The sequence below is a fragment of the Amycolatopsis sp. NPDC005003 genome (assembly GCF_053600695.1).
On sequence record NZ_JBSGAI010000017.1, the window covers coordinates 93,980 to 116,532 of the forward strand.

General features: G+C 72.1%; 19 protein-coding genes. 9 read left to right on the forward strand and 10 right to left on the reverse strand.

Features of this window, described 5'->3' with window-relative positions:
• Positions 1–87: 87 nt before the first annotated feature.
• Positions 88–1,716, forward strand: coding sequence for an ABC-F family ATP-binding cassette domain-containing protein (locus ACWED2_RS21115; protein WP_449692171.1), 1,629 nt, complete (start codon positions 88–90; stop codon positions 1,714–1,716).
• A gap of 177 nt (positions 1,717–1,893) precedes the next feature.
• Complete coding sequence (locus ACWED2_RS21120) at positions 1,894–2,103, forward strand: helix-turn-helix domain-containing protein (RefSeq protein WP_003071237.1); 210 nt, start codon at positions 1,894–1,896, stop codon at positions 2,101–2,103.
• On the opposite strand, the gene ACWED2_RS21125 is transcribed toward ACWED2_RS21120, so the two are convergent.
• Together ACWED2_RS21125 and ACWED2_RS21130 are read right to left on the reverse strand one after the other, a co-directional pair.
• Positions 2,090–3,442: a hypothetical protein gene (locus tag ACWED2_RS21125; protein ID WP_449692172.1), complete on the reverse strand. Its 1,353-nt coding sequence runs from the start codon at positions 3,440–3,442 to the stop codon at positions 2,090–2,092. The genes ACWED2_RS21120 and ACWED2_RS21125 overlap by 14 nt on opposite strands.
• 32 nt (positions 3,443–3,474) lie before the next feature.
• Positions 3,475–4,326 carry an LLM class flavin-dependent oxidoreductase gene (locus ACWED2_RS21130; RefSeq protein ID WP_449692173.1) on the reverse strand — a complete coding sequence of 284 codons (852 nt, stop codon included), beginning with the start codon at positions 4,324–4,326 and terminating at the stop codon, positions 3,475–3,477.
• 72 nt (positions 4,327–4,398) lie between these two features.
• On the opposite strand from ACWED2_RS21130, the gene ACWED2_RS21135 reads away from it, so the two are divergent.
• Both ACWED2_RS21135 and ACWED2_RS21140 read left to right on the forward strand, forming a co-directional pair.
• Complete coding sequence (locus tag ACWED2_RS21135; protein WP_449692174.1) at positions 4,399–4,830, forward strand: MarR family winged helix-turn-helix transcriptional regulator; 432 nt, start codon at positions 4,399–4,401, stop codon at positions 4,828–4,830.
• Between the two features lie 98 nt (positions 4,831–4,928).
• Positions 4,929–6,800: an ABC transporter ATP-binding protein gene (locus ACWED2_RS21140; protein WP_449692175.1), complete on the forward strand. Its 1,872-nt coding sequence runs from the start codon at positions 4,929–4,931 to the stop codon at positions 6,798–6,800.
• Between the two features lie 136 nt (positions 6,801–6,936).
• Here ACWED2_RS21140 and ACWED2_RS21145 read toward each other — a convergent pair whose 3' ends face one another.
• Both ACWED2_RS21145 and ACWED2_RS21150 read right to left on the reverse strand, forming a co-directional pair.
• A complete protein-coding gene (locus ACWED2_RS21145; protein ID WP_449692176.1) occupies positions 6,937–8,103 on the reverse strand; it encodes a serine hydrolase domain-containing protein in 1,167 nt (388 codons plus the stop codon).
• A gap of 108 nt (positions 8,104–8,211) precedes the next feature.
• Positions 8,212–8,940: an SIS domain-containing protein gene (locus ACWED2_RS21150; RefSeq protein ID WP_449692177.1), complete on the reverse strand. Its 729-nt coding sequence runs from the start codon at positions 8,938–8,940 to the stop codon at positions 8,212–8,214.
• A gap of 115 nt (positions 8,941–9,055) precedes the next feature.
• On the opposite strand from ACWED2_RS21150, the gene ACWED2_RS21155 reads away from it, so the two are divergent.
• From ACWED2_RS21155 to ACWED2_RS21170, 4 genes are all read left to right on the forward strand, one after another.
• The gene (locus ACWED2_RS21155; RefSeq protein WP_449692178.1) at positions 9,056–9,748 is read left to right on the forward strand and encodes an alpha/beta hydrolase; all 693 of its coding nucleotides are present in this window, start codon (positions 9,056–9,058) and stop codon (positions 9,746–9,748) included.
• A gap of 95 nt (positions 9,749–9,843) precedes the next feature.
• Positions 9,844–11,097 carry a class I SAM-dependent methyltransferase gene (locus ACWED2_RS21160; protein WP_449692179.1) on the forward strand — a complete coding sequence of 418 codons (1,254 nt, stop codon included), beginning with the start codon at positions 9,844–9,846 and terminating at the stop codon, positions 11,095–11,097.
• A gap of 88 nt (positions 11,098–11,185) precedes the next feature.
• On the forward strand, positions 11,186–12,394 hold the full coding sequence (locus tag ACWED2_RS21165) for an LCP family protein (protein ID WP_449692180.1): 1,209 nt from the start codon (positions 11,186–11,188) through the stop codon (positions 12,392–12,394).
• A 38-nt stretch (positions 12,395–12,432) separates the two neighbouring features.
• The gene (locus ACWED2_RS21170; protein WP_449692181.1) at positions 12,433–12,987 is read left to right on the forward strand and encodes a GNAT family N-acetyltransferase; all 555 of its coding nucleotides are present in this window, start codon (positions 12,433–12,435) and stop codon (positions 12,985–12,987) included.
• Here the strand turns inward: ACWED2_RS21170 and ACWED2_RS21175 are convergent.
• From ACWED2_RS21175 to ACWED2_RS21190, 4 genes are all read right to left on the reverse strand, one after another.
• On the reverse strand, positions 12,953–13,414 hold the full coding sequence (locus ACWED2_RS21175) for a peroxiredoxin (RefSeq protein WP_449692182.1): 462 nt from the start codon (positions 13,412–13,414) through the stop codon (positions 12,953–12,955). The genes ACWED2_RS21170 and ACWED2_RS21175 overlap by 35 nt on opposite strands.
• 73 nt (positions 13,415–13,487) lie before the next feature.
• A complete protein-coding gene (locus ACWED2_RS21180) occupies positions 13,488–15,305 on the reverse strand; it encodes a putative bifunctional diguanylate cyclase/phosphodiesterase (protein ID WP_449692255.1) in 1,818 nt (605 codons plus the stop codon).
• Positions 15,306–15,542: 237 nt separating this feature from the next.
• Complete coding sequence (locus tag ACWED2_RS21185) at positions 15,543–17,003, reverse strand: cytochrome P450 (RefSeq protein WP_449692183.1); 1,461 nt, start codon at positions 17,001–17,003, stop codon at positions 15,543–15,545.
• Positions 17,004–17,020: 17 nt separating this feature from the next.
• Positions 17,021–17,995: an AraC family transcriptional regulator gene (locus ACWED2_RS21190; RefSeq protein WP_449692184.1), complete on the reverse strand. Its 975-nt coding sequence runs from the start codon at positions 17,993–17,995 to the stop codon at positions 17,021–17,023.
• Positions 17,996–18,071: 76 nt separating this feature from the next.
• On the opposite strand from ACWED2_RS21190, the gene ACWED2_RS21195 reads away from it, so the two are divergent.
• Entirely contained in the window at positions 18,072–18,476 is a 405-nt protein-coding gene (locus ACWED2_RS21195; RefSeq protein WP_449692185.1) for a pyridoxamine 5'-phosphate oxidase family protein, read from the forward strand.
• Positions 18,477–18,489: 13 nt separating this feature from the next.
• On the opposite strand, the gene ACWED2_RS21200 is transcribed toward ACWED2_RS21195, so the two are convergent.
• The gene (locus ACWED2_RS21200) at positions 18,490–18,984 is read right to left on the reverse strand and encodes a hypothetical protein (RefSeq protein ID WP_449692186.1); all 495 of its coding nucleotides are present in this window, start codon (positions 18,982–18,984) and stop codon (positions 18,490–18,492) included.
• Between the two features lie 8 nt (positions 18,985–18,992).
• Entirely contained in the window at positions 18,993–22,544 is a 3,552-nt protein-coding gene (locus tag ACWED2_RS21205) for a hypothetical protein (protein ID WP_449692187.1), read from the reverse strand.
• Positions 22,545–22,553 lie beyond the last annotated feature (9 nt).

Here is a 22,553-nt window from a genome sequence, read left to right on the forward strand (position 1 = left end):
CGTGGATATCCAGCTGGAGTGACGCCGCGGCCCGAGCGGGCCGCCTGCTGCTGTCCTCTGCACGCCCCCTTTCCACGGGAGTTCCCCTTGATCACGGCCACCGGCCTTGAGCTGCGCGCGGGTTCGCGCATCCTGCTCAACGGCGTCACCCTCCGCATCCAGCCCGGCGACCGCATCGGCCTCGTCGGCCGCAACGGCGCCGGCAAGACCACCTCGCTGAAGGTCCTCGCCGGCGAAGGCGAGCCGCACGCCGGCGACGTCCGCCGCACCGGCGAGCTCGGCTACCTGCCGCAGGACCCGCGCGAAGGCGATCTTTCGGTCACGGCGAAGGACCGCGTGCTCTCCGCGCGTGGTCTGGACAAGCTGATGCGCGACATGGAAAAGGCGCAGGCCTCGATGGCCGAGCTCGTCGACGACGCCGCGCGCGACAAGGCCATCAACCGCTACGCCCGGCTCGAAGAGCGCTTCGCCTCCCTGGGCGGGTACGCCGCGGAGAGCGAAGCCGCGCGGATCTGCTCCAACCTGGGCCTCGCCGACCGCGTCCTCGCGCAGACGCTGCAGACGCTTTCCGGTGGTCAGCGCCGCCGCGTCGAGCTGGCGCGGATCCTGTTCGCCGCGGCCGAAGCCGGCGCGGGCGGCAAGTCCGAGACGATCCTGCTGCTCGACGAGCCGACCAACCACCTCGACGCCGACTCCATCAACTGGCTGCGCGGCTTCCTCAAGCAGCACGACGGCGGCCTGGTCGTGATCAGCCACGACGTCGAGCTGCTGGCCGACGTGGTCAACAAGGTCTGGTTCCTCGACGCCACCCGCGGCGAGCTGGACCTGTACAACATGGGCTGGCAGCGCTACCTCGACGCGCGCGCCACCGACGAGAAGCGCCGCCGCCGTGAGCGCGCGAACGCCGAGAAGAAGGCGTCGGCGCTGCAGCAGCAGGCCGCGAAGCTCGGCGCGAAGGCCACGAAGGCCGTGGCGGCCAAGAACATGGCCCGCCGCGCCGAGCAGATGCTGTCCGCGCTCGAGGACACCCGGCAGGCCGACAAGGTCGCCCGGATCAAGTTCCCCGAGCCCGCGCCCTGCGGCCGCACCCCGCTCACCGCGGAGGGGCTCTCGAAGTCGTACGGCTCACTGGAAATCTTCACCGGTGTCGATCTCGCCATCGACCGCGGTTCGAAGGTTGTCGTACTCGGGCTGAACGGTGCGGGAAAGACGACTTTGCTCCGGCTGCTCGGCGGAATGGAAACCCAGGACACCGGATCCGTCGTTCCGGGTCACGGATTGCGTTTGGGCTATTACGCACAGGAACACGAAACTCTTGATCATGACGCGTCGGTGTGGGAAAACATCCGACATCTCGCTCCGGACACCGGAGCGCAGGAGTTGCGGAACCTGCTCGGCTCGTTCCTCTTCACCGGCGAACAACTCGACCAGCCGGCCGGCACGCTTTCCGGCGGCGAGAAGACCCGGCTCGCGCTGGCGGGCCTGGTCTCCAGTGCTGCCAACGTGTTGCTGCTCGACGAGCCGACGAACAACCTCGATCCGGCCAGCCGGGCCCAGGTCCTGGACGCCTTGCGCAGCTTCGCCGGCGCCGTCGTCCTGGTGACGCACGACCCGGGCGCGGTCGAGGCGCTCGAGCCCGAGCGGGTCATCCTGCTGCCCGACGGAACCGAGGATCACTGGTCGGCGGACTACCTCGAACTTGTCCAGCTTGCGTGACGGTGCGTCCATTCGGGTGCAAGATCACTCGCCGTAGAGCACTGGAATGGCCCAATGTGATCGCAATTTCGGCTGTTTCGCGTCTGTCGTCTGGCATTCCGGCGCTCAGTGTTCGATCATTGCCCCGGCAGGGGCCGATATGTGGCCCAGAACACTCTCGGCGGGAAGGCGATCGACGTGGCTGATCTCAAGAAAGGCGCGCGGATCACCGGCAACACGCGCGACAAGCTGGCCGCTGACCTGAAGAAGAAATACGAGAAGGGCTCGAGCATCCGGGCGCTGGCGGAGTCGACGGGGCGGTCCTACGGGTTCGTGCACCGGGTGCTGTCCGAGTCGGGTGTCCAGCTGCGGGGGCGCGGCGGGGCCACCAGGGTCAAGAAGAAGTAGTCGCGGACTGCTGCGCGGGGGGCGCAGCGGGAACTTCGGCCACGCGGAACGCCAGGTGGGCCCCGAGCAGGACCAGCGGGTACACCAGGTAGCCGTACCGGGTGGCCGGGGTGAGCAGGATCAACGCGCCGAGTCCGACGGCGATGCGCAGCAGTGCACCGGAGCCGTTCGCGGGGGGCCGGCGCACCAGCCACAGCACCATCGCCACGGCCGCGGCGCCGACGAGCACGAACGCCGCCACCTGACCGAACGGGCCGGTCTCGGCGATCAGGTGGCCCGGCAGCGGGCTGGCCGCGGGCGAGCGCACGACGCCCATCCCGAGCGGGAACCGGAAGACGTGCTCGACGAACGCCGCCGGATCGACCAGGTACACCGGCAGGTGCAGCGCGGCCGTCGTCGCCACCAGCGCCGCCCCGAACCGGGCCAGCGCCGCCCCGTCGAGACCTGAGCCGCGGCGCACCAGCACGAGCACCGCCAGGACCGCGGCCGCGGGCGCGACGATGAGCTTCGCGCTGACGACCAGCGCCAGCACCAGGCCCGACCAGGCGACCCGCCCGGTGGCCGCGAGCGCGCAGCTGAGCACCAGCAGACCCACGATGGCCAGGTCCGGCCCGGCCACGGCCCACGTGAGCGCGGTGAGCGGGCACGCCAGCGCGAGCTGCGCGGCACCGACCGGCACCTTCGGCCACTTCAGCAGCTTCAGCGTGCCCAGCACGCACGCGCAGGCGGCCAGCGCGAACATCCAGCGGGCGTCGGTGAGCGCGTCGGTCAGCGGCGTGCCGCCGAACAGTGCCCGCGGCAGCCCGAAGAGGGCCATGACCGGGCCGTACGGCGTGTAATCGTTTACCACGGGCGCCCGGCCGAGCGCGGTGACGTCGACGTACGGGGTGCCGTGGTGCAGCAGCAGATCCGCGGACCGCTCGATCACCCAGACCTCTGGCTGTGCGGCCCAGGAGAACGGCGTGATCAGCCAGTCCACTCCGGTCAGCCGGCGAATCACCAGAAGCGCCAATGGGAGGATCATGGCCAACAGCGCGACCGCGGCGATGCTGCACCAGCGCGAGCCGGGTACGCCACGCGGCGTACGCCCGCGGCGTGCGAGCAGCAGCAGGTAGCCGCTGTGCGCCGCGCCCAAGGCGTACGCCACCGTCGCGAAGTTGCCCCAGACGCGGTAGCCGTAGAACTCGGACGCCAGCGCGGTCGGCAGTGCGAAAGCCAGGCAGGCCAGGTAGAACCCCAGGTCCCAGCGCAGGGGCCCGGCCTCTTCGGTGCGCGACGGTGCCGTGAAGAGCCGGGCCGCGCGCCGCCATGCGGGCGCCTGGCCCACCTCCGTTTCCACGTCGTCAGGCTACCGAGGGCCCGCCGCCCGGTTCAGCCGACGTCTCGCAGGCGGGCCAGCAGCTTCGCGGCGGCTTCGGACGCCCCGACGACGTCGGGCCCGGTGGGCATCAGCACCAGTTCGGTGAAGCCGGCATCGACGTAGCTCTGCGTGAGGCGCAGGGCGCTGTCGGCATCGGAGGGCAGCCGGAACTGCACGGCCCGCCGGATGGCCGCCGGATCCCGGCCCACGGCCGCGCAATGCGCGTCGAGCACCCGGGAAAGCCGTTGCAGCTCGGCGATTTCCGTGCCCGGCAGAGCCGCGTTCAGCCACACGTCGGCGTGTTCCGCGACGACGCGCAGGCCGCGCTTTTCGCCGCTGCTGCCCAGCCACAGCGGGGGTTTCGGTTGCTGCACCGGCTTGGGGTCGCTGATTGCGCGGGTCAGGGTGTAGTGGCGGCCCTGGTGGGTGGTTTCCGCCCGCGTCCACAGCAGACGGAGGATTTCGCAGGTCTCGGCCAGTCTTTCCACGCGTTCCGCCGCGGACGGCGTCGGCGTGCCCATCATCGCGTCCGTCGTCGTGTCCCCACCCGCGCCGAGGCCGACGTCGAGCCGGCCGCCGGAGAGGTGGTCGACGGTCGCGGCGATCTTGGCGAACGTGCCGGGGTGCCGGTTGGTGTTGCCCGAAACCAGGCAGCCGATCCGCACCCGTTCCGTCGCTTCGGCCATCGCGGCCAGGAGGCTCCAGCCGTCGAAGACGTCGCCGGTGCGGTCGGGGCCCATCGGGGCGAGGTGGTCGAACACCCAGCAGCCGTCGAAGCCGGCGTCGTCGGCGATCGCCCAGATCTCGCGCAGGGCGGCGATGCCGATGTGCTGCTGGGGTGGTTTGAGTCCGATGGTGGTCATGCGGTGCTCCTGATCGTCAGTTTAAGAAATTATCAGTCAAGCTGACGATCAGCGTAGGTGTAGAGTCCGGGCATGTCCAGCGCGCCCCTCGCCGTCACCCAGCGGCTCGGCTACCTGCTCAAGCACGCCCAGCTGCGGCTCGCCGAGCTGGCCGAACCGCTGTACGCGCCGCTCGGCGTCACCGGGCGGCAGCTCGCGCTGCTCACCCTCTTCGGCGACGGGCCGGCGCGGTCGCAGCAGGACGGCGCGGCCCGCCTGGGCGTGGACCGGACGACGATGGTCGCGCTCGTCGACGAACTGGAGGCCAAGGGCCTGGTCCGGCGCGAGGTCGCGCCGGGGGACCGGCGCAAGCGCCTCGTGCTGCTGACGCCCGAGGGCGAGCGCGTCCGCGAGGAGGGGGCGGAAGTCACGCGGCAGGCCGAAGCGCTGCTGCTGGCACCGCTCTCCGCCGAGGACGCCGAGCGGCTGCGCGCCGCACTGCACCGAGTTGTTCGCGTCGAGTGAACGGCTTCGGGAAGCAAACGGACAACGGGGGCGTTGTCCAGGTCATATCCGGCGAAAACCTCGGCTTTGGTAGAGGTTTCTGATCCTGGGGGTTTCCCGTGGACAACATGTGGGGGCTGTGGAGCTCGGCGATGCGCGCCGGTGACGCACCCAAGGCGCTCACCCGCGGCACGCTGAAACGCGTCGCGCGGTTCGCCCGGCCGCATTGGCGGCGCCTGCTGGCCTTCCTCGTGCTCACCGTGGTCTCGGCGGTGCTCGCCGTGACGACACCCGTGCTGGCGGGCAAGGTGGTCGACGCGATCGTCGGCGGCCACGACGTCACGGTCGTGGTCTGGCTCGCCGTGGTGATCGCCGCGCTGGCCATCGCCGACGCCGGGTTCGGCCTGATCGAGCGGTGGCAGTCCGCCCGCATCGGCGAGGGCATCATCTACGACCTGCGGCGCGCGGTCTTCGAGCACGTCCAGCGCATGCCGATCGCGTTCTTCACGCGCACCCGCACCGGCGCGCTGGTCTCGCGGCTCAACAACGACGTCATCGGCGCGCAGCGGACGTTCACCGCGACGCTGTCCGGGCTGGTCACCAACGTCATCCAGCTGGCGTTGTCGCTGGCCGTCATGCTCACGCTGTCCTGGCAGGTCACGCTGATCGCGCTGGTATTGCTACCGATCTTCGTCATCCCCGCCCGCCGGCTCGGCCGCCGGATGGCCGGGCTGCAGCGCGAAGCCGCGAACCTCAACGCCGGGATGACCACCCAGATGACCGAGCGGTTCTCGGCGCCGGGCGCGACGCTGGTGAAGCTGTTCGGCCGTCCGGTGCAGGAGGCGGACGACTTCGGGGTGCGCGCGGGGCGCGTGCGCGACATCGGCGTCCGGACCGCGATGCTGACGCGCTGGTTCATGACCAGCCTGACCCTGGTTTCGGCGCTGGCGCAGGCGCTCGTCTACGGCCTCGGCGGGTACCTGGCGCTGACCGGGGCGTTGGCTCCGGGCACGGTCGTCGCGCTGGCGCTGCTGCTGACCCGGCTCTACGCGCCGCTGACCGCGCTGGCCAACGTCCGCGTCGACGTCATGACCGCGTTGGTGTCCTTCGAGCGGGTCTTCGAGGTGCTCGACCTGGAGCCGATGATCAAGGAAAAGCCGTCCGCGCGCGCCCTTTCTGCTTCGGGTGGCGTCTCGGTGGAGTTCTCGGACGTCCGGTTCGGCTATCCGGCGGCGGACAAGTACTCGCTGGCGTCGCTGGAGGACGTCGCCACGCTCGACCACCGAGGCGGCGAGGAAGTGCTGCACGGGATCTCGTTCCGGGCCGAGCCGGGGCAGATGGTGGCCCTGGTCGGGTCTTCGGGGGCGGGGAAGTCGACGATCGCGTCGCTGCTGCCGCGGCTGTACGACGTCGACTCCGGTTCAGTCCGGCTGTCCGATGTGGACGTCCGGGAGCTGAGTTTCGCGTCCTTGCGCGAAACTGTCGGCGTCGTGACGCAGGACGGGCACCTCTTCCACGACACGATCCGCGCGAACCTGGCGTACGCGCGTCCCGGAGTCACCGACGAGGAGATCTGGGAAGCTCTGGAGCGGGCGCGGCTCGGCGAGCTGGTCCACGCGCTGCCGGACGGCCTCGACACGACGGTCGGCGAGCGCGGCTACCGCCTCTCCGGCGGCGAGCGCCAGCGGCTGACGATCGCGCGGCTCCTGCTGGCCCAGCCCAAGGTCGTCATCCTCGACGAGGCGACCGCCCACCTGGACTCGGAGTCCGAAGCGGCGGTCGGCGAGGCGCTGACCCACGCCCTGGCGGGCCGCACGGCCCTGGTCATCGCCCACCGCCTCTCGACGGTCCGGGCGGCCGACCAGATCCTGGTCCTCGAACACGGCGAGATAGTCGAGCGCGGAACCCACGAGCAGCTCCTCGCCGCCGGCGGCCGCTACGCAACCCTCCACGCCACCCAGTTCGCCGACGAAGAACCCGCCGTCGCGTGATCAGCGGGGCATCACCCGTGATCCGGGAGGCATCACGTGTGATTGGAGGGGCATCACCCGTGATTGGAGGGGCATCAGCCTGATGCCCGCCCAATCACGCGAGTGTCCCCTCCAGTCACGCGTGTGTCCCTTCTGATCACGCGTGATGCCCCTCGACGCACGTGTAGAGGGCGGTGACCAGGGCCATTTTGCGGGGGTCGTCGCGGATCAACGGGCCGAGCTGGTTGAGGGTGTAGCCGAAGGCGATGGCGTTTTCCGGGTCGGCTCCGCCGGTGGAGCCGCCGAGGCCGTCGTGGCCGAAGGCGGTGGGGTTGGGGCCGAAGCCGCGGGCGTCGCTGCCGAGGTAGAAGCCCAGGCCCCATTCGTTGGGGAGGCCGAGCACCGCGTCGATCTCCTTGCCCTGGCTCTCGCGCGCCCGGGCCAGTGCGGCGGGGGACAGGAGCGTGCCGTCGGTGAGGCCGGCGTAGATCGTCGCGATCGCGCGGGCCGTGCCGTGGCCGTTCAACGCCGGCATGACCGCCTGCCGCCAGGCCGGCTCGTTGGCGTCGTGGCCCTGCAGGCGCGGGTTCATCAGCGCGGCCTGGGCGACCGGGCCGGCGGCGGCGAACGCCGTGGCCAGCGCGTTCGCCATCTCCTCGGTCATCACCGGGTCGACCAGGGTCGCGCAGCGGTCGAGGTCGGCCGGAGACGCCAGGCCGATCGAGAAGTCCGCGCCCAGCGGCCCGGCGACCTGCTCGGCGAAGAACTCGCGGATGCCCTGCCCGGCGACCCGGCGCACGACCTCGCCGACGAGCCAGCCGTAGGCCAGCGCGTGGTAGCCACCCGCGGACCCGGGCTCGGTCAAGGGTTCCTGCGCCGCGTAGAGCGACGTCATCAGCTCCCAGTCGTACAGCTCCTCGATCGCCACCGGCCGGTCCAGGCCGATCCCGGGCACGCCGGAGCGGTGCGAAAGCAGCCACCGCACCGGGATCTCCGACTTCCCGGCCGCGGCGAACTCCGGCCAGTACTTCGCGACCGGCGCGTCCACGTCGAGCTCGCCCGCGTCGGCGAGCCGGTGGGCGCAGATCGCGGTCATGCCCTTGGTCGTCGACCAGACGTTGGCCAGGGTGTCCGGCTGCCACGGCCGCGCGCGGTCCGGGCCGGACCAGCCGCCCCACAGGTCCACCACCACTTCGCCGTGGCGGATGGCGGTGAACGCGGCTCCCAGTTCGCCGCGGGAGCGGAAGTTCTCCTCGAAGGCTTCGCGCACCGGCTCGAAGCCGGGCGCGCACTCGCCGTGCACGGTCGCCGTGGCGCTGTCCATCGGACCTCCTCCAGGAACGACCGATCCACACCGACCAGTCGGTATGTTGACGTTAGGGCGACCGGGCGCGTCCGTCAAGACGTGCCCGGGCGGTGCTTTCCCACCGATTCACCGCAGGCGCGGGACGATTTCCCCGTACTTCGCGAGCAGCCCGGCGTTCGCCTCGTCGCCACCCTCCACATTGGAGCTTCGCCACAGCGGGACGTCGAGGCCCTCGGCCGTTCCGCGGTCGTAAACCTCGGCCAGCACGAGGTTCCACAGGAACGCGTTGACCACTGTGGACAGCGGCGCGGTGCGCGGGGCGGCCGGCGGGTAGCTCGCGTCACCGGGGACGACCAGCGAGTCCAGCACCACCGTGCCCTGCTCGACCAGCGTGCTCGACGACCGCCGCGGCGCCGCCGCCACGCACGCCCGCGACGTCACCGCGATCACCGCCGCGCCCCGCTTGTGCGCTTCGAGGCACAGCTCGACCGGGTAGGGGTTGACGCCGGAGGTCGAGAACACCACCAGCACGTCGTCCGGCCCCGGCGCGCGCTCGGCCAGCACCTCCGCGGCCAGGCCGCTGCGCCGCTCGGTCTGCGTGCTGGACACCGCGCCGTGCAGCGGCAGCAGGTCCGGGTGGTAGAGCGGGTAGACGCACGCGAGCCCGCCGGCCCGGTAGAACGTCTCGGCGACCGCGGCCAGCGAGTGCCCGGCGCCCGCGGTGTAGACCAGTGCGTCGGCCCGGATCACCCCCAGCACCAGGTCCGCCGCGGCCCGCACCGCTTCGGTGTTGGCCCGCTCGACTTCCGCCAGCTGCTCGGCGACGCTGCCTGCGATGTCCGTGGCGCTCACCACACCCACCCTTCCGTCGGGGATCGGGCGCCGAATCTACCGTGCGGACCACTTCGCACGGTGGAATAGCCGGACGGGGGACCGAGGTTGACCCGGACACGGGGGAACAGGAGGACGGGTGGTCGAGGTGGATCCGGCGGTGGCCGTGTGGCGGGCGCGCGGGCAGGCCCGGGCCGTCGTGCTCGTGCTGCACGGCGGAGCGGAGCGGGGCACCGGCAGCGTGCCCCCGTGGAAACTGGCCTACCTCAGGATGGTGCCGATCGCGCGCGCTCTGCACCGGAACGGCCGCAAGACCGGCGTCGAGGTGCGGCTGCTGCGCAACCGGCGCTACGGCTGGAACGCGCCCGCCGAAGACCCCATCGACGACGCCCGCTGGGCCCTCGACCGCATCCGCGCCGACCACCCCGGCCTGCCGGTCGTCCTGGTCGGTCACTCGATGGGGGCACGGGTGGCGCTGCGGGTGGCCGACGACCCGGCCGTGCGCGGGGTCTGCGCCCTCGCGCCGTGGACACCGCGGGGCGAGCCGGTCGAGGCCGTCGCCGGGCGGTCGGTGCTGATCGTGCACGGCACCCGCGACCGGATGACGAGCCCGGCGGAGTCCCACGCCTTCGCCGAACGGGCCGCGGGCGTCGCCGCGCGCCTCGCCCGCTTCGAAATGGCCAACGAGGGCCACGCGATGCTGCGCCGCGCCCGGGTCTGGACCCGGCTGACGGTGGCCTTCACCCTGGACCTGCTGGCCGGGGACGACGGCGGGACCCTCCGCGGGGCCTGGGCGGCGCCCGGTCCGCAGCGGCTGCGGATACCGGTGTGAAAACGCCCCGAACAGGGCATTCGGCGACACGCGCCGCGGGGGTGCGGCGACTAGGATCGATCACCGGCGAACCTGGCCGGCCGGAGGGAGCACCCGTGACCACTTCGAGCGCTGACCGGGCGTCGGCCCGGGACGTCCCGGACGGGACCCGGTGGCCGGGCCTGGCCACCCCGCCGCACTCCGCACTGCGCGCGCGGATCGCCGCCGCGCTGTTCCGCCACGCGGTCCGCCCGCTCGACGTCCGGGTGACCTTCCCGGACGGCACCGTGCTCGGCGCGGGCGGCCCCGGATCGCCCGAGATGCGCATCCTGCGCCCGGAGGCGTTCTTCCACCGCCTCGGCGTCGACGCCAAGATCGGCTTCGGCGAGTCCTACATGGCCGGTGACTGGACCGCCTCCGACCTCGCCGAGGTGCTGACGCCGTTCGCCGAGCGGATGGCCACGCTCGTCCCGCCGGCGCTGCAGAAGTTCCGCCGGCTCGCCGAGCGGACGCAGCCGCCGTCGGAGGAGAACACCCTCGAGGGCGCGCGGGCCAACATCCACCGGCACTACGACCTGTCCAACGACCTGTTCGGCGCCTTCCTCGACGAGTCGATGACGTACTCCTCGGCGCTGTTCGGCCTCGACGACGACCTCACCGCCGCCCAGCACCGCAAGATCGACAGCGTGCTCGACTACGCCGGGGTCCGCGAAGGCAGCGAAGTCCTCGAAATCGGCACCGGATGGGGTGAACTCGCCATCCGCGCCGCGGCCCGCGGCGCGCACGTGACGTCACTGACCATCTCGGAGGAGCAGCGCGCGCTGGCCACCGAACGCATCGCGGCGGCCGGGTTCTCCGACCGCGTCGAAGTGAAGCTGTGCGACTATCGCGAGTCGGGCGGCCGGTACGACGCCGTGGTCAGCGTCGAGATGATCGAGGCCGTCGGCGCGTCCTACTGGCCGGAGTTCTACCGGGTGATCGGCGAGCGGCTGCGCCCGGGCGGGCGGTTCGGCCTGCAGGCCATCACCATGGACCACGACCGGATGATGGCGGCGTCCCGTGCCTACGGCTGGGTGCACAAGTACATCTTCCCGGGCGGCCTCATCCCGTCGGTGCGGTCGATCGAGGAGGGCGTCAAGGCGAACACCCGGCTCAAGCTGGCCGGGATGCGCGAGTTCGGCCAGGACTACGCGCGCACGCTACGGTGGTGGCGCGAACGGTTCCTGCACCGCTGGGCCGACATCGCCGGGTTCGGGTTCGACGACGTCTTCCGCCGGATGTGGGAGTTCTACCTGGCCTATTCCGAGGCCGGGTTCCGGTCCGGGTACCTCAAGGTCCACCAGTTCGGCTACGAGGCAACCGGCCGGTAACCGCAACCCGACCCCGGTACCGGGCGTCCTCCTTCCGAGGACGTGCGGTGTACTGACGACGACAGTTTGTCCGGATCGGGATTGGGTGATGGTGATGACGTACCGTGGCGACGACGGCGGGCGCCGGATGCCGCCGCCCCGGCCCGCCGGCCGCTCCCGGGACCACCAGCGCGCGCAGATGATGCCGCTGCCCGGGCGGGGCCGCAGCCCGTACGACGAGCGCACCCGCCCGATGGGCACCCGCGAGCCCGAGTACGCCCCGCCACCGCCGCCGCGCGACGATCCGCCCCGCCGTCCGGCCGAGGACGAGTACCCGCCCTCCCGGCCGCCGCGCCGTCGCCGCTGGAGCATCGGCAAGGTGCTCGGTGCCCTGGTGCTGGTCTTCGTCGTGTTCCTCGCCGGCATCTGGGTGTACCTCGAGTTCTCGATCAAGCGCGTCGACGCGCTGGCCGACTACTCCGGCCGCCCGGTGGCCGCGTCCGGCACCAACTGGCTGATCGTCGGCTCGGACAGCCGGGAAGGCCTGACCGCGGAGGACGAAGAGCGGCTCGCCACCGGCGACGTCGCGGCGGCGGGCGGCGGGCAGCGCACCGACACGATCATGGTCGCGCACCTGCCGGACAACAGCACCAAGCCGACGCTGCTTTCGCTGCCGCGCGACTCGCAGGTGTCGATCCCCGGGCACGGCAAGAACAAGATCAACGCGGCCTTCTCCCTCGGCGGCCCGAAACTGCTCGCGCAGACCGTCGAAGGCGCGACCGGCCTGCACATCGACCACTACGCGGAGATCGGCTTCGGCGGGTTCGCCAAGATCGTCGACGCGATCGGCGGGGTCGAGATGTGCATCGACAAGGACATGAACGACACCATGACCGGCATCAACATCAAGGCCGGCTGCCCGCAGACGCTCGACGGCCGCGAAGCGCTCGGCTTCGTCCGGATGCGCCACAGCGCGGCGACCCCGCGTTCGGACCTCGACCGCGTGGCCAACCAGCGCAAGTTCATCGGCGCGCTGGTCAGCCAGATCGCCAGCCCCGGCACCCTGCTGAACCCGTTCGACTTCTTCCCGCTGCTGTCCTCGGCGCCGGACGCGCTGACCATGGACTCGGGCGACCACGTGCACAACCTCGCCGGCCTGGCGATCGCGATGCGCGGGATCTCTTCCGGTGGCGTGGTGACCACGACGGTGCCGGTGACCAGCGGGTCGGCGGAGAACTGGGACAAGGCCAAGTCGAAGCAGCTGTTCGACGCGCTGAAGAACGACACCGAGGTCCCGGACAGCGTCATCGTGAATTAGCTCGCGTGCGGGGTCCCGGCCGGGGCACCATGAAGTGCATGGAAGCCCCGGCCGAGACCTACCGCGAGGACGGATTCACCCTGGCCCGTTGGCAGTTCGCCGACGGGCCGGAGCTCGTCGCGACGGTCAACGCGTCCCTCGAGCACCTCGGCGCGTGGATGATCTGGGCGACCGGCGGCTACACCGCCGAGGACGGCGCGGAATTCCTGCGCACCACCCGGGAGAACTGGGAGAGCGGCGAAACGCACGACTTCGCGATCCGCGTGGACGGCTCGATCGCCGGGGCCGTCGGCATCATGGCGCGCGAAGGCGGTGTCGAGATCGGCTACTGGCTCGCTCGCGGGTTCGTCGGCCGCGGCCTGATCACCCGGGCCGTCCGGGTGCTGACGGCGGAGGCGTTCCGCCTGGGCGCCGGGTACGTCGAGATCAAGCACGACGAGCGCAACGTCCGAAGTGGAGCGGTGCCCGCGCGCCTGGGGTTCACCGAGGTGCGCACCGAGCCGGCGGAGAAGCCGCTGGCACCGGAGTGCACGGGCACCAACCACGTCTGGCGGCTCGCTAGGACACCTTGTTCCGCTCCCGCAGCACCTTGAGCGCCTCGTCGGCGTGCACGGTGAAGTTCAGCTCGCTCTTGATCTTCGCGAGGACCTTCCGGTCTTCGCCGATCACGAAGGTGGCCCGCTTGGTGTGTATCGGCACCAGTTTCCGCCACACGCCGAACTGCTTCGCGACTTCACCCTCCACATCGGACAGGAGTGGGTAGTCGAAGCTGTTGGCTTCCGAGAAGGCCCGCTGCTTGGTGATGGCATCCGGGCTGATCCCGACCCGGTGCGCGCCGACGGCGGCGAACTCGGCGGCCAGGTCGCGGAAGTGGCAGCTCTCGGCGGTGCAGCCACCGGTCATGGCGGCCGGGTAGAAGAACAGGACCACCGGCCCGGTGGCCAGGAAGTCCGAGAGCGTGCGCTCCTGGCCCCGGTCGTCGGGCAGCGTGAAGTCGGGGGCGAGGTCTCCGGCGTCCATGGACGTCCTTTCTCGTCGGCGGCAGAACCCATCCTGCCGGGTGTTCGGAGCCGACGGGACACCGGCTTGGTCGTCACTTCCGCGGGTGCCGCGCGATCAGCTCGTCGACCTCGTCACCCGTGGCCGAATCGGCCACGAACGGCCCCCGCGCGGCGACCACACCCAGCTGGCGCAGCCGGGCCGCCTGCTCGTGCGTCCGGACGCCTTCCGCCCCCACCCGCAGGTTCAGCTCGCGCGCCCGGGTGATCAGCTGCGTCAGGTGCCGCAGGTCGGACTCCGCCGGGTCGTCCGTGTCCAGCGCGTCGACCACCGGGCCCGACAGGATCACGTGCCGCACCGGCAGGCGGTGCTGGGGAATCAGCTCCAGGTCCGCCGAGCCCGAGATCGTCAGCACCAGCTGGGCGCCCAGGTCGGCCAGCACCGCCAGGGAGTCCAGGACCTCGCCGCGCGGGTCGAGCATCGATTCGCGGTCGGTGCACAGGCGCAGCGCCCGTGCCGGGAGCTCGTGCTTGTCCAGCTGCTCCTTCACCAGCAGCACCAGGTCCGGGTCGATCGCCAGCCGGGCCGGGAGCCGGACGCAGACGTCCGGGGCCGCGTCGCCCAGGTGCGTGCGCCAGCGGGCCGTGGCGGCCAGCGATTCGGCGAGGAGCCAGCGGCCCAGCGGCACCGTCATGCCCGTCGTCTGGGCCAGCGGGTAGAACTCCTCGGAGCCGAGCTCGCCCTTCTCCGGGTGGTTCCACCGCAGCCCGGCGTTGACGGCGGCGAGCTCGTCCGGCCGCGCGAGCTTCACCGTCGGCTGGTAGACCAGCGAGAACTCGCCGTTCTCCAGGGCACCGGCGATCACCGCGCCCAGCTGGTAGCGGCCGCGGTCGCGGGCGTCCAGCTCCGGGTCGAACAGCATCCACTGCGCCTTGCCGGCTTCCTTGGCCCGGTGCAGCGCGATTTCCGCCGCCCGCAGCAGTTCCGCCGCGCCGCCCTCGACGGCCGCGCGCACGACGATGCCGGCGCTCGCGCTGACGCCGATGCCGTGCCCGCCCAGGTAGATCGGTTCGTTCAGGTCTTCGAGGGCGCGCTCGACCAGCCGGACGACTTCGGTGGCCGCCAGCTCGCCCCGCAGCAGCACCGCGAAACCGTCGCCGGAAAGCCTCGCCACGAACCCGTCGTGGTGGCCGGTGAAGACCGCGGACAGCTTGTTCGCGACCCCGCGCAGCACCTGGTCGCCGACCCCGGCGCCGAGGCCGTCGTTGATCACCTTGAAGCCGTCGACGTCGAGGTAGATCAGCGCGATGTCGTCGCGGGCGCCGGCGCCGAGCGCGGCCTCCAGCTTGGTGGTGAACGACGACGCGTTGGGCAGGCCGGTCAGCGGGTCGTGCACGTTCTGGTGCAGCAGCCGCTCCTGCAGCAGGTGCAGCTCGTTCGCGTCCGACACCATCAGCACCGGGTAGATCGAGCCGGGGCGGTCGCCGGGCAGCCGGGCGAGCGTGACGTCGGCCCAGAGCTGCCCGTCCTCGGTGTGGTCGAGCAGCATCCGCTCCTGGTAGCGGTCGCGCCCCCCGCGCACCTGCTCCAGGCCCTCCTCGAGCCGGGCGACGTCGTGGTCGGTCGAGCCGAGGTCGCTGATGTGCCTGCCCCGCAAGCGGTCCGGCGAGCAGCCGAGCAGCTGGCCGAGGGCGAGGTTCGCCTCGACGATGTCGCCGTCGGGGCCGGCCAGCGCGATCCCCATCGGCGACGCGGCGTACAGCGCGGTGAACCGCAGCAGCGCCCCGTCGTGTTGCGAACCGGCCTGGTCGACCGCGTCGTGGGCGACCTCCAGCAGGAGTGCTTCGAGCTCCTCCGGGGGAAGCGTTACTCCTTTGGTGTCGGCCAACGTCGCCGCCCACCGGCGCGCCACGTCCAGTAGCCCTGACGCGGCACCGGGTTCAGGCACACTCCACCTCTTCACGCACAGGTATGGCCAGGTCGGACACGGTGTCGGGGATCATGAAGCCACACCAGGCAGCCTTCGCCCACGATCGATGCCACGCCATCATGTGCGTGACAGGGTGTCTACCGGCTGAACGAGTGAACGAATCTCCACAAGCGGTAACTTTTCGTTACCTAGTGTATGCGGGGGTGGACGGGTCCCGGGTCAGCGGGGGGTCAGGTGGACCGGCAGGCCGTCCGCGGGCACCGGTAGCGAGACGTAGTCCCAGCGCGCGGTGTAACTCTCCGGAACCGACCAGTGGTACGCCCGCAGCAGTTCGTGCATCAGCAACTTCACCTCGAGACCGCCGAAGTGCAGCCCGATGCACTTGTGCGCGCCGCCGCCGAACGGCATCCACGCCATCCGGTGCGACTTGTCCTCGCGCCGCGGCTCGGCGAAGCGCTCGGGGTCGAACGCGAAGGGGTTCGTCCAGCACTCCGGCGCGAAGTGGTTGACCGTGGGGGAGACGCCGACCAGGGTGCCGGCCGGGATGTAGTGGCCGAGCACCTCGGTGTCCTTGACGGTCTGGCGGGTCAGCGACGGCACCGGCGCGACCAGCCGCAGCGCTTCTTTCATGACCAGGTCGAGGGTTTCGAGCTTTTCGACGGCCGCGATGTCGGGCAGTTCGTCGCCGAGCGCCAGGGACTCCGCGCGGGCGCGTTCCTGCCACTCGGGGTGCTTCGCCAGGTAGTAGGCCATGGCGCTGGCGGTGATGGTCGTCGTGTCGTGCGCGGCCATCATCAGGAAGATCATGTGGTTGACGATGTCGGTGTCGGAGAACCGGTCGCCGTCCTCGGTGGTGGCCTGGCAGAGCGCGGCGAACAGGTCGCCGCCGCCCGAACGTCGCTTGGCGGGCAGGGTTTCGCCGAAGTAGCGCTCGAGGACCCGGCGCCCGCGCAGCCCGGCCGACCAGCGCCCGCCCGGCACTCCGAAGCGCACGAAGGCGGTGCCGGCCCGCACCGAGCTGACGAACGCGCGGTTGATCCGGGCGGCGTCGGCGCCGCTGCGCATGCCCATGAACACGCGGGTCGCGACGTCGAGCGTCAGCTGTTTGAGCGCCCAGTACAGCCGCGGCCGCTCGCTCGAGCCCCAGTTCGCGACGCCTTCGCGCAGGGCCGGCCCCATTTCGCCGACGTAGCCGGCCAGCCGGGGCCGCGTGAAGGCCTCCTGCATGATCCGGCGGTGCAGGTGGTGCTCGCCGAAGTCCATCAGCATCAGGCCGCGCTCGAAGAACTTCTCGATGAAGAACTTCCAGCCCTCCTGGGAGAACGCCTTGTCCTTGTTGGCGAGCGCGATCTGCGTGGCTTCGGGCCCGGCCAGCGCGACGATCCGGCGGCCGAACCCGCCGGTCCACGACACCGGGCCGTAGAGCTCGTAGCGGCGCAGGCCGAACGCGGGGCCGAATCGCATCATCTCGAGCATGTGCCCGACCAGCGGCGGCCCTTCGTCGCCCAGCACCGGCTTGAGGCCGCTGCCCGCGGGCGGCGTCGCGAGTTCCTTGACCGGCCAGCGCGACCGCAGCCAGCGCTCGTCGACCTTCTGCGGCAGGGGGAGCGCGGTCAGTGGCGGCACGCGTTCGCGCAGTGCTTCGGCGGCTCGGCTCACGGTGCGCGGCAAGGTGACCATCTCCCCGTCGAGATCGGTTATCCCTCCACGATGCACCCTTGTTGACGGTCTGACAACACCTGGGTCGCCGTCCGTTCGGGTGGACTGCGCCGGTACTCGCTGGGCGTGACACCCCGGACCCGTTTGAACGCCGCGCTGAACCCGAAGGCGTCGGCGTACCCGACGCTGCGGGCGACCTCCGAGACGGTGGCGGTGGTCCGCGCCACCAGCAGGTCCGCGGCGAGCGCCATGCGGTGGCGGGTGAGGTGGGTCAGCGGCGGTTCGCCGACCAGTTCGGCGAACCGCTTGGCCAGTGTCGAGCGGGACACCCCGGCGCGGCCGGCCAGGGTTCCGACGGTCCACGGCGCCGCGGGGTCCTCGTGCAGCAGGCGCAACGCGCGGCCGACCACCGGGTCCCGCTGCGCGGACCACCACGCCGGGGCCTCGCCGCCGGGCCGGTCGAACCACTCGCGCAGCGTGCAGACGAGCATCCAGTCGAGCAGCCGGTCGAGCACGACCTGCTGCCCGGGGGTGTCGGTGGCGACCTCGGCGGCGAGGTGGTCCAGGACGGCGTCGCCGGTACCGCCGCCATCGACGCGCAGGACGGGCGGCAGGGCGTCCAGCAGCGGACGGCTGACCTCGCCGCCGGCCGGGTAGGCGCCGACGATCAGCGTGGTGGGGCCGTCGCCGTCGTCGCGCCAGCCGCGCCGGTGCTGTGTCCCGCCCAGCTCGGGGGCGGCGCAGTACTCGCCGCACGCGACGGACTCCGCGGCGGTGCCGATTTCGTCGACGAAGCGGAAGGTCCCGGGGCCGCGCACGACGACGGTGTCGTAGGCGTTCAGCGGCTCGGGCTCGCCGTGCTCGGGGACGATCCAGCCGCCACCGGAGAGCACGGTGCACAGGGTCAGCGGCGCGCCGTCGACGAAGTGCAGGGAAAACGGCGGCGTCAGGGCCGAGCTGCCGAACAGCGAGCCGTGGGCCCGGACACCGCGGAAGAGGTCGTCCACGATCACGAGGTTAGACGAATGGACAGGGATTCCGGGGTTTCACCCATGGGATCGTCCGCGCTGGGCCCGTTCAATCAAGGGCATGACCGCACTGACTCCGGACGATCTCGCATTCCTCCGCCGCCCCCTGCACGGGTTCCTGACCGTGGCCGGTGGCCGGCCCCGCCCCGTGTGGTTCGAGGCGGCCGACGACGGCACGATCCAGCTGTTCTCGGAACCGGACGCGCCCAAGGTGCGCCGCGTCCGCCGCGACCCGCGCGCGTCGATCGTGGTCGCGGCCCCGGTGGGCGAGCGGGAGCGCTGGGTGTCGGTCGAGGGCCGGATCTCGGTGGAACCCGACGGGGCGCACGAGCTGGCGCAGCGCCTGGCCGCCCGCTATTGGGACCTCGAGGATCCGGACCGGGCGGCCGACGCGAAGGCGATCCGGGACACCGACCAGGTCCGGCTCGTCCTGCACCCGGAAACCGTGCAGCGCTACGCCTTCTGAGCCCCCGCGCCGCTCAGCGGGCCAGGGCCGCCGCTGTCTCGGCTTCGAGCGCTTCGAGGGCGCTCAGTGCTTCGGCGCCGGCAGGGTCGTCGCCGGTCCCGGCGCGGAAGAACGCGAGCGCACGGCGGCCGCAGTCGTGCAACGCGGGGAGCAGCTCGGCCGCCGGGGCGGCCCAGTCCGTCGCGCCCGCGCCGTTCGCGCTCAGCACCGCGCTTCCGTGCAACCGGACCTCGGCACCGGCCGGTTCCAGGTAGTACTCGCCGGGATACCGGTTGATGTAGGCGCCGAACGGCTCGCCCGCGGCGAGCTGCGCCGGGGCCTGGAAGCACAGGCTCGCGACCAGCGGAAGGAGTTCGTCTTCGACGAAGACACCCGGGGAGTCCGTGCCTGCCAGCAGAATGCGTCCGTACCAGTAGTCCTGCCCGCCGGGCAGGCCCAGGGCGGGCCCCGGCTCGGTGGTGAACACGTCCGAGCCGGTCCGGACGCCGAACTGCGCGGTCACTGGCATGGTGAACCCTATCCCACGATCTTCGCGATGGCGTCGAGCAACGTCTTGGACAGGTGCTCGACGCCGGGGCTGCCGGGCAGCGGGAAGAACTGCCCGATGCCCGGGCTGGTGTTCGGCAGCTGGGTGCCGAACTGCACCCTGATCCCGCTCGGCAGGGTGAACCGGACCGGTCCCTTGATGGTGACGCCGGGCGTGACCACCGAGTTCGGCTGGGCACCGTTCAGCACCCGCAGCGGGGTGGGCCGCCCGAGCCCGGTCGGTCCCATGGAAATCGAATCGATCACCCCGCCCGGGTTGTCGAGCAGGTTGACCGCGCTCTGCAGTTCGGCCTGGACGTCCGCCGCGGTGTGCCCGCTGGGCCAGAAGCTCTGGCCGTTCGCGCCGGTCTTGGTGAAGTCGTAGTGCGCGATGGTGTGCTCGTCGAGGAAGTGGACCATGTTCGAGCCGGGGTAGGACCCCATCGCCGGTCCGGGGGTGGTGGGCGCCGGGGTGCGGGCGTGGAACAGCTTGGTCAGGTTGCCGAGCCGCTGGAACTCGGTCGCGTTGCCGGCCGCCTGGCCCACCAGGTCCGCCACCTCCGAAGCCGTCCTCCCGCGGGCGACCGCGAGGTCCATCAGCTCCGCGAGCATCGCGGCGCTCGGCTTCCCGCCGGCGTTGGTCAGCAGCGTGCGGAGCAGACCGCCGTCGTTGGCCAGCGCGGCGAGCATCTTGTCCAGCTGCGCGATGTCGTCGGTCGCCTTGATCAGCTCGTCCAGCAGCGGCGCGTCGTTGTGCAGGCGGGTGAGCAGCCCGGTCAGCTCGGCCGGGTTCGCGGTGCCGGCCAGCAGCCTGCCGAGCATCGGCGCGTCACCGCCGGCTCCGGTGACGATGCCGAGGAGCCGGTTGACCTCCGCGACCGAGCCCGCCTTGCCGACCATGGCCCGGATCAGCGCGGCGTCGCCACCGGCCGCGGTCACCCCCCGGACCAGCTGCGCGACCTCGGCCCAGCTCGCGGTGCCGAGGAGATCGTCCAGCAACGCGGCGTCCCGGCCGAGCGCGAGGACCACCGCGCGCAGCTCCGCCACGTTCGGCGCGAGCCGCAGCAGGCGGATCAGCCGCGGTGTCTCGCCGACCAGCGTGCGCAGCTCCAGGAATTCGGTGATGTTCGCGGTCCGGCGGACGACCAGCATGATCTCCTCGATCGTGGTGATCTCCGCGACGATCGCGCGCACCGCGACGAGGTCGCCGCGCGCCCAGATCAGCAGCATCACGAACCGGGTGCCGCCGCCGGCCGACTCGACCAGTGCGCGCAGCCACCGGGCTTCGCCGAGGAACTTCAGCACCCGGCCGGGAATCAGGATCGACAGGATGTCGAACACCGAGCGGCCGACCAGCTTCCCGCGCTCGTAGTCGGACAGGTCGTCCCGCACCCACGCCTGGTAGATCCGCCAGGCGGCCATGGCGACCAGGACGACCACGCCGATGACGGCGAGCACGATGAGGATCACCTTGATCACCGCGGCCGCGGCGGCGAGGAACGCGGCCACCGCGGCGATCGCCTCGAGCAGCAGCGCGATCCCGCCGATCGCCAGGATGACCAGGGCCGCCACGACGATCACCGCGACCACGATCAGCGCGATCCACGCGAGCACCTTGACGAAGTCCCACAGCTCCTGCAGGAAGCCGACCAGGACCCCGCCCAGGAAGTGGGCCGCCCGGCTGAGCCAGCTCTCGTCCTGGATCTCGTGGGCCCGCTTGTCGATCTGCGCGCCGAGCCCGGTGACCACCTTCTCCTGCGCGGCCACGGTGTCGTCGACCTTCTTCGCCGCCTGGGCGCGGCCTTCGTCGAGCTGCCTGCCCCAGCCCGCGTCGGCATCGGTGACGGCCTTGCCGAGCTCGCGGTCGGTGTCGGCGACCGCGGCGGCGATCCCGTCCGTCGCGTTCTTGGCGGCCTTGCCGATGGTGTCGTCGGTCTGGCTCATGGTGTCCGCGGCGTGGGTTTCGAAGTCGGCTGCCGCCTGCTCGAGCGGCCGGCCGACCTGCGCGGTGCCGGCGGAGATCCGGCCCACCGTGTCCGTGGCTCCGGTGCCGAACGCCTGCCCGGCCTGGGAAACCTGCGCCTGCTGCGCGCTGTCGAACTCGCCGAGGCCGGCCGCCAGCTGGGTGTCGGCCTCGGCGACGACCTGCGCGGCCGCGCTCGCCGGTGCGCCGCGCAGCGCGCCGGCCACCTGCGTGGAGAAGGTGTCGATCGTGGCGTTCGCTTCGGCGGTCTGCGCGTCGATCTGGCCGGCCGCGTTCTCGCCCTGCGTCCGCATCCCGGTCGCCCCGGCCTCGCCGAGCTGCTGCAGGGCGGGACCGAGTTCGGCCCGTTGCCGGGTGAGGGCCTCGGTCAGCCGGTCGGCCGACCGGCGCAGGCCGTCGATGGCGTCGTCCGCGGACTTGCCGATCCCGTCGGTCGCGGTGCGCCGCTCCGCCTCGATCTTCTTGTGCCCGGCCCGGCGGGCTTCCTCGAACTTCTCGGCGTTGTCCCGGCCCTCGCGGAGGAACTTCTCGGCGAGGTCGTTCCCGTCCTTGCGGACCGCGGCGGCGACCTCCTGCCCGGCCGCCTCGATCTTCCCGGCCGCGTCCCCGGCCATCTCGCGGGCTTCGGCCGCGATCCGGGGCCCCCGTTCGGCCGGCTGGTACTGCTGGGCCTTCTGCTCGCCGACGGCGCGGGCCCGGCTCGCGCGCGTGCCGCATTCCCGGATCGCGCGGGCGGCCTCGTCCTCGCCGGACTTCCGGGCCGCCTGCGCCCGGGTGCCGGCGGCCTTCAGCAAGGCGGCCTTGTGCCCGTCCACCGCGGCGTCGAGGGCGGTGTTCTTCTCGCGGGCGGCGTCCCCGACCTCGGCGAGCTTGGCCCGGCGCTGGGCGTTGATCCCGTCACGGGCACTGGCGAACCCGGTGCGGACGCGATCCAGCGCGGAGTCCAGCGTGCCCAGCACCGAGTCCTGCTCCGTCCGGGCCGCGGCCCGGATCACCTGACCGGCCGCCGCCGCGGCCGTGCGGACCTCCGCCCGCCGGCCGGCCGCGGCGTCGGCGACGGCGATCCGCCGGGCGGCGACCCGGCCGTCGAGCTCGCTCGAGCCGCTCTCGGTGGCGGCCTGCGGTGAGGACGATGACGCACCCGCCTCCGGGGCCGGGGCCGGGGCCGGGGCCGGCGGCTCGGCCGTCGCGACGGCGGCCTGCGGGGCGGGTGGCTCGGCGGAAGCCGGCGGCGGCGCGGCCGGCGGCGGAGGTGCGGCGGGCGGCGCCGCGGTCACCCCGGCCTGGCCGGGCGACGGCGCCGGTTCGTCCTGCCGCTGCACGCTGACGTTTTCCGCCGCCCCGGGCGCCGCGGAGGGCTGCAGCAGCTTGGCCACGGCGTTCTGCCCGGCCGCGCTCTGCAGGGCGAGGATCGCGCGAGGGCTGCTGAGCACGCGCGGACGTCCGGACCGGTCGGAGCCGGTCACCGGCCCGGGACCGGCCGGATCGGCGGTGCGGGCCCGGGTGTGCGCGGCGTCGGCGGGCTCGCCGGTCTCCGCTTCAGCCTTGTCCCGGCGCACCGGTCCATC

Coding starts and splice junctions, on each gene's coding strand:
- ACWED2_RS21175 (WP_449692182.1), bottom strand. CDS start 13,414: ATGGACGCCGGAGACCTCGCCCCCGACTTCACGCTGCCCGACGACCGG.
- ACWED2_RS21130 (WP_449692173.1), bottom strand. CDS start 4,326: ATGACCACCATCGGACTCAAACCACCCCAGCAGCACATCGGCATCGCC.
- ACWED2_RS21195 (WP_449692185.1), top strand. CDS start 18,072: ATGACCGCACTGACTCCGGACGATCTCGCATTCCTCCGCCGCCCCCTG.
- ACWED2_RS21135 (WP_449692174.1), top strand. CDS start 4,399: ATGTCCAGCGCGCCCCTCGCCGTCACCCAGCGGCTCGGCTACCTGCTC.
- ACWED2_RS21145 (WP_449692176.1), bottom strand. CDS start 8,103: ATGGACAGCGCCACGGCGACCGTGCACGGCGAGTGCGCGCCCGGCTTC.
- ACWED2_RS21170 (WP_449692181.1), top strand. CDS start 12,433: ATGGAAGCCCCGGCCGAGACCTACCGCGAGGACGGATTCACCCTGGCC.
- ACWED2_RS21185 (WP_449692183.1), bottom strand. CDS start 17,003: ATGGTCACCTTGCCGCGCACCGTGAGCCGAGCCGCCGAAGCACTGCGC.
- ACWED2_RS21200 (WP_449692186.1), bottom strand. CDS start 18,984: ATGCCAGTGACCGCGCAGTTCGGCGTCCGGACCGGCTCGGACGTGTTC.
- ACWED2_RS21165 (WP_449692180.1), top strand. CDS start 11,186: ATGGTGATGACGTACCGTGGCGACGACGGCGGGCGCCGGATGCCGCCG.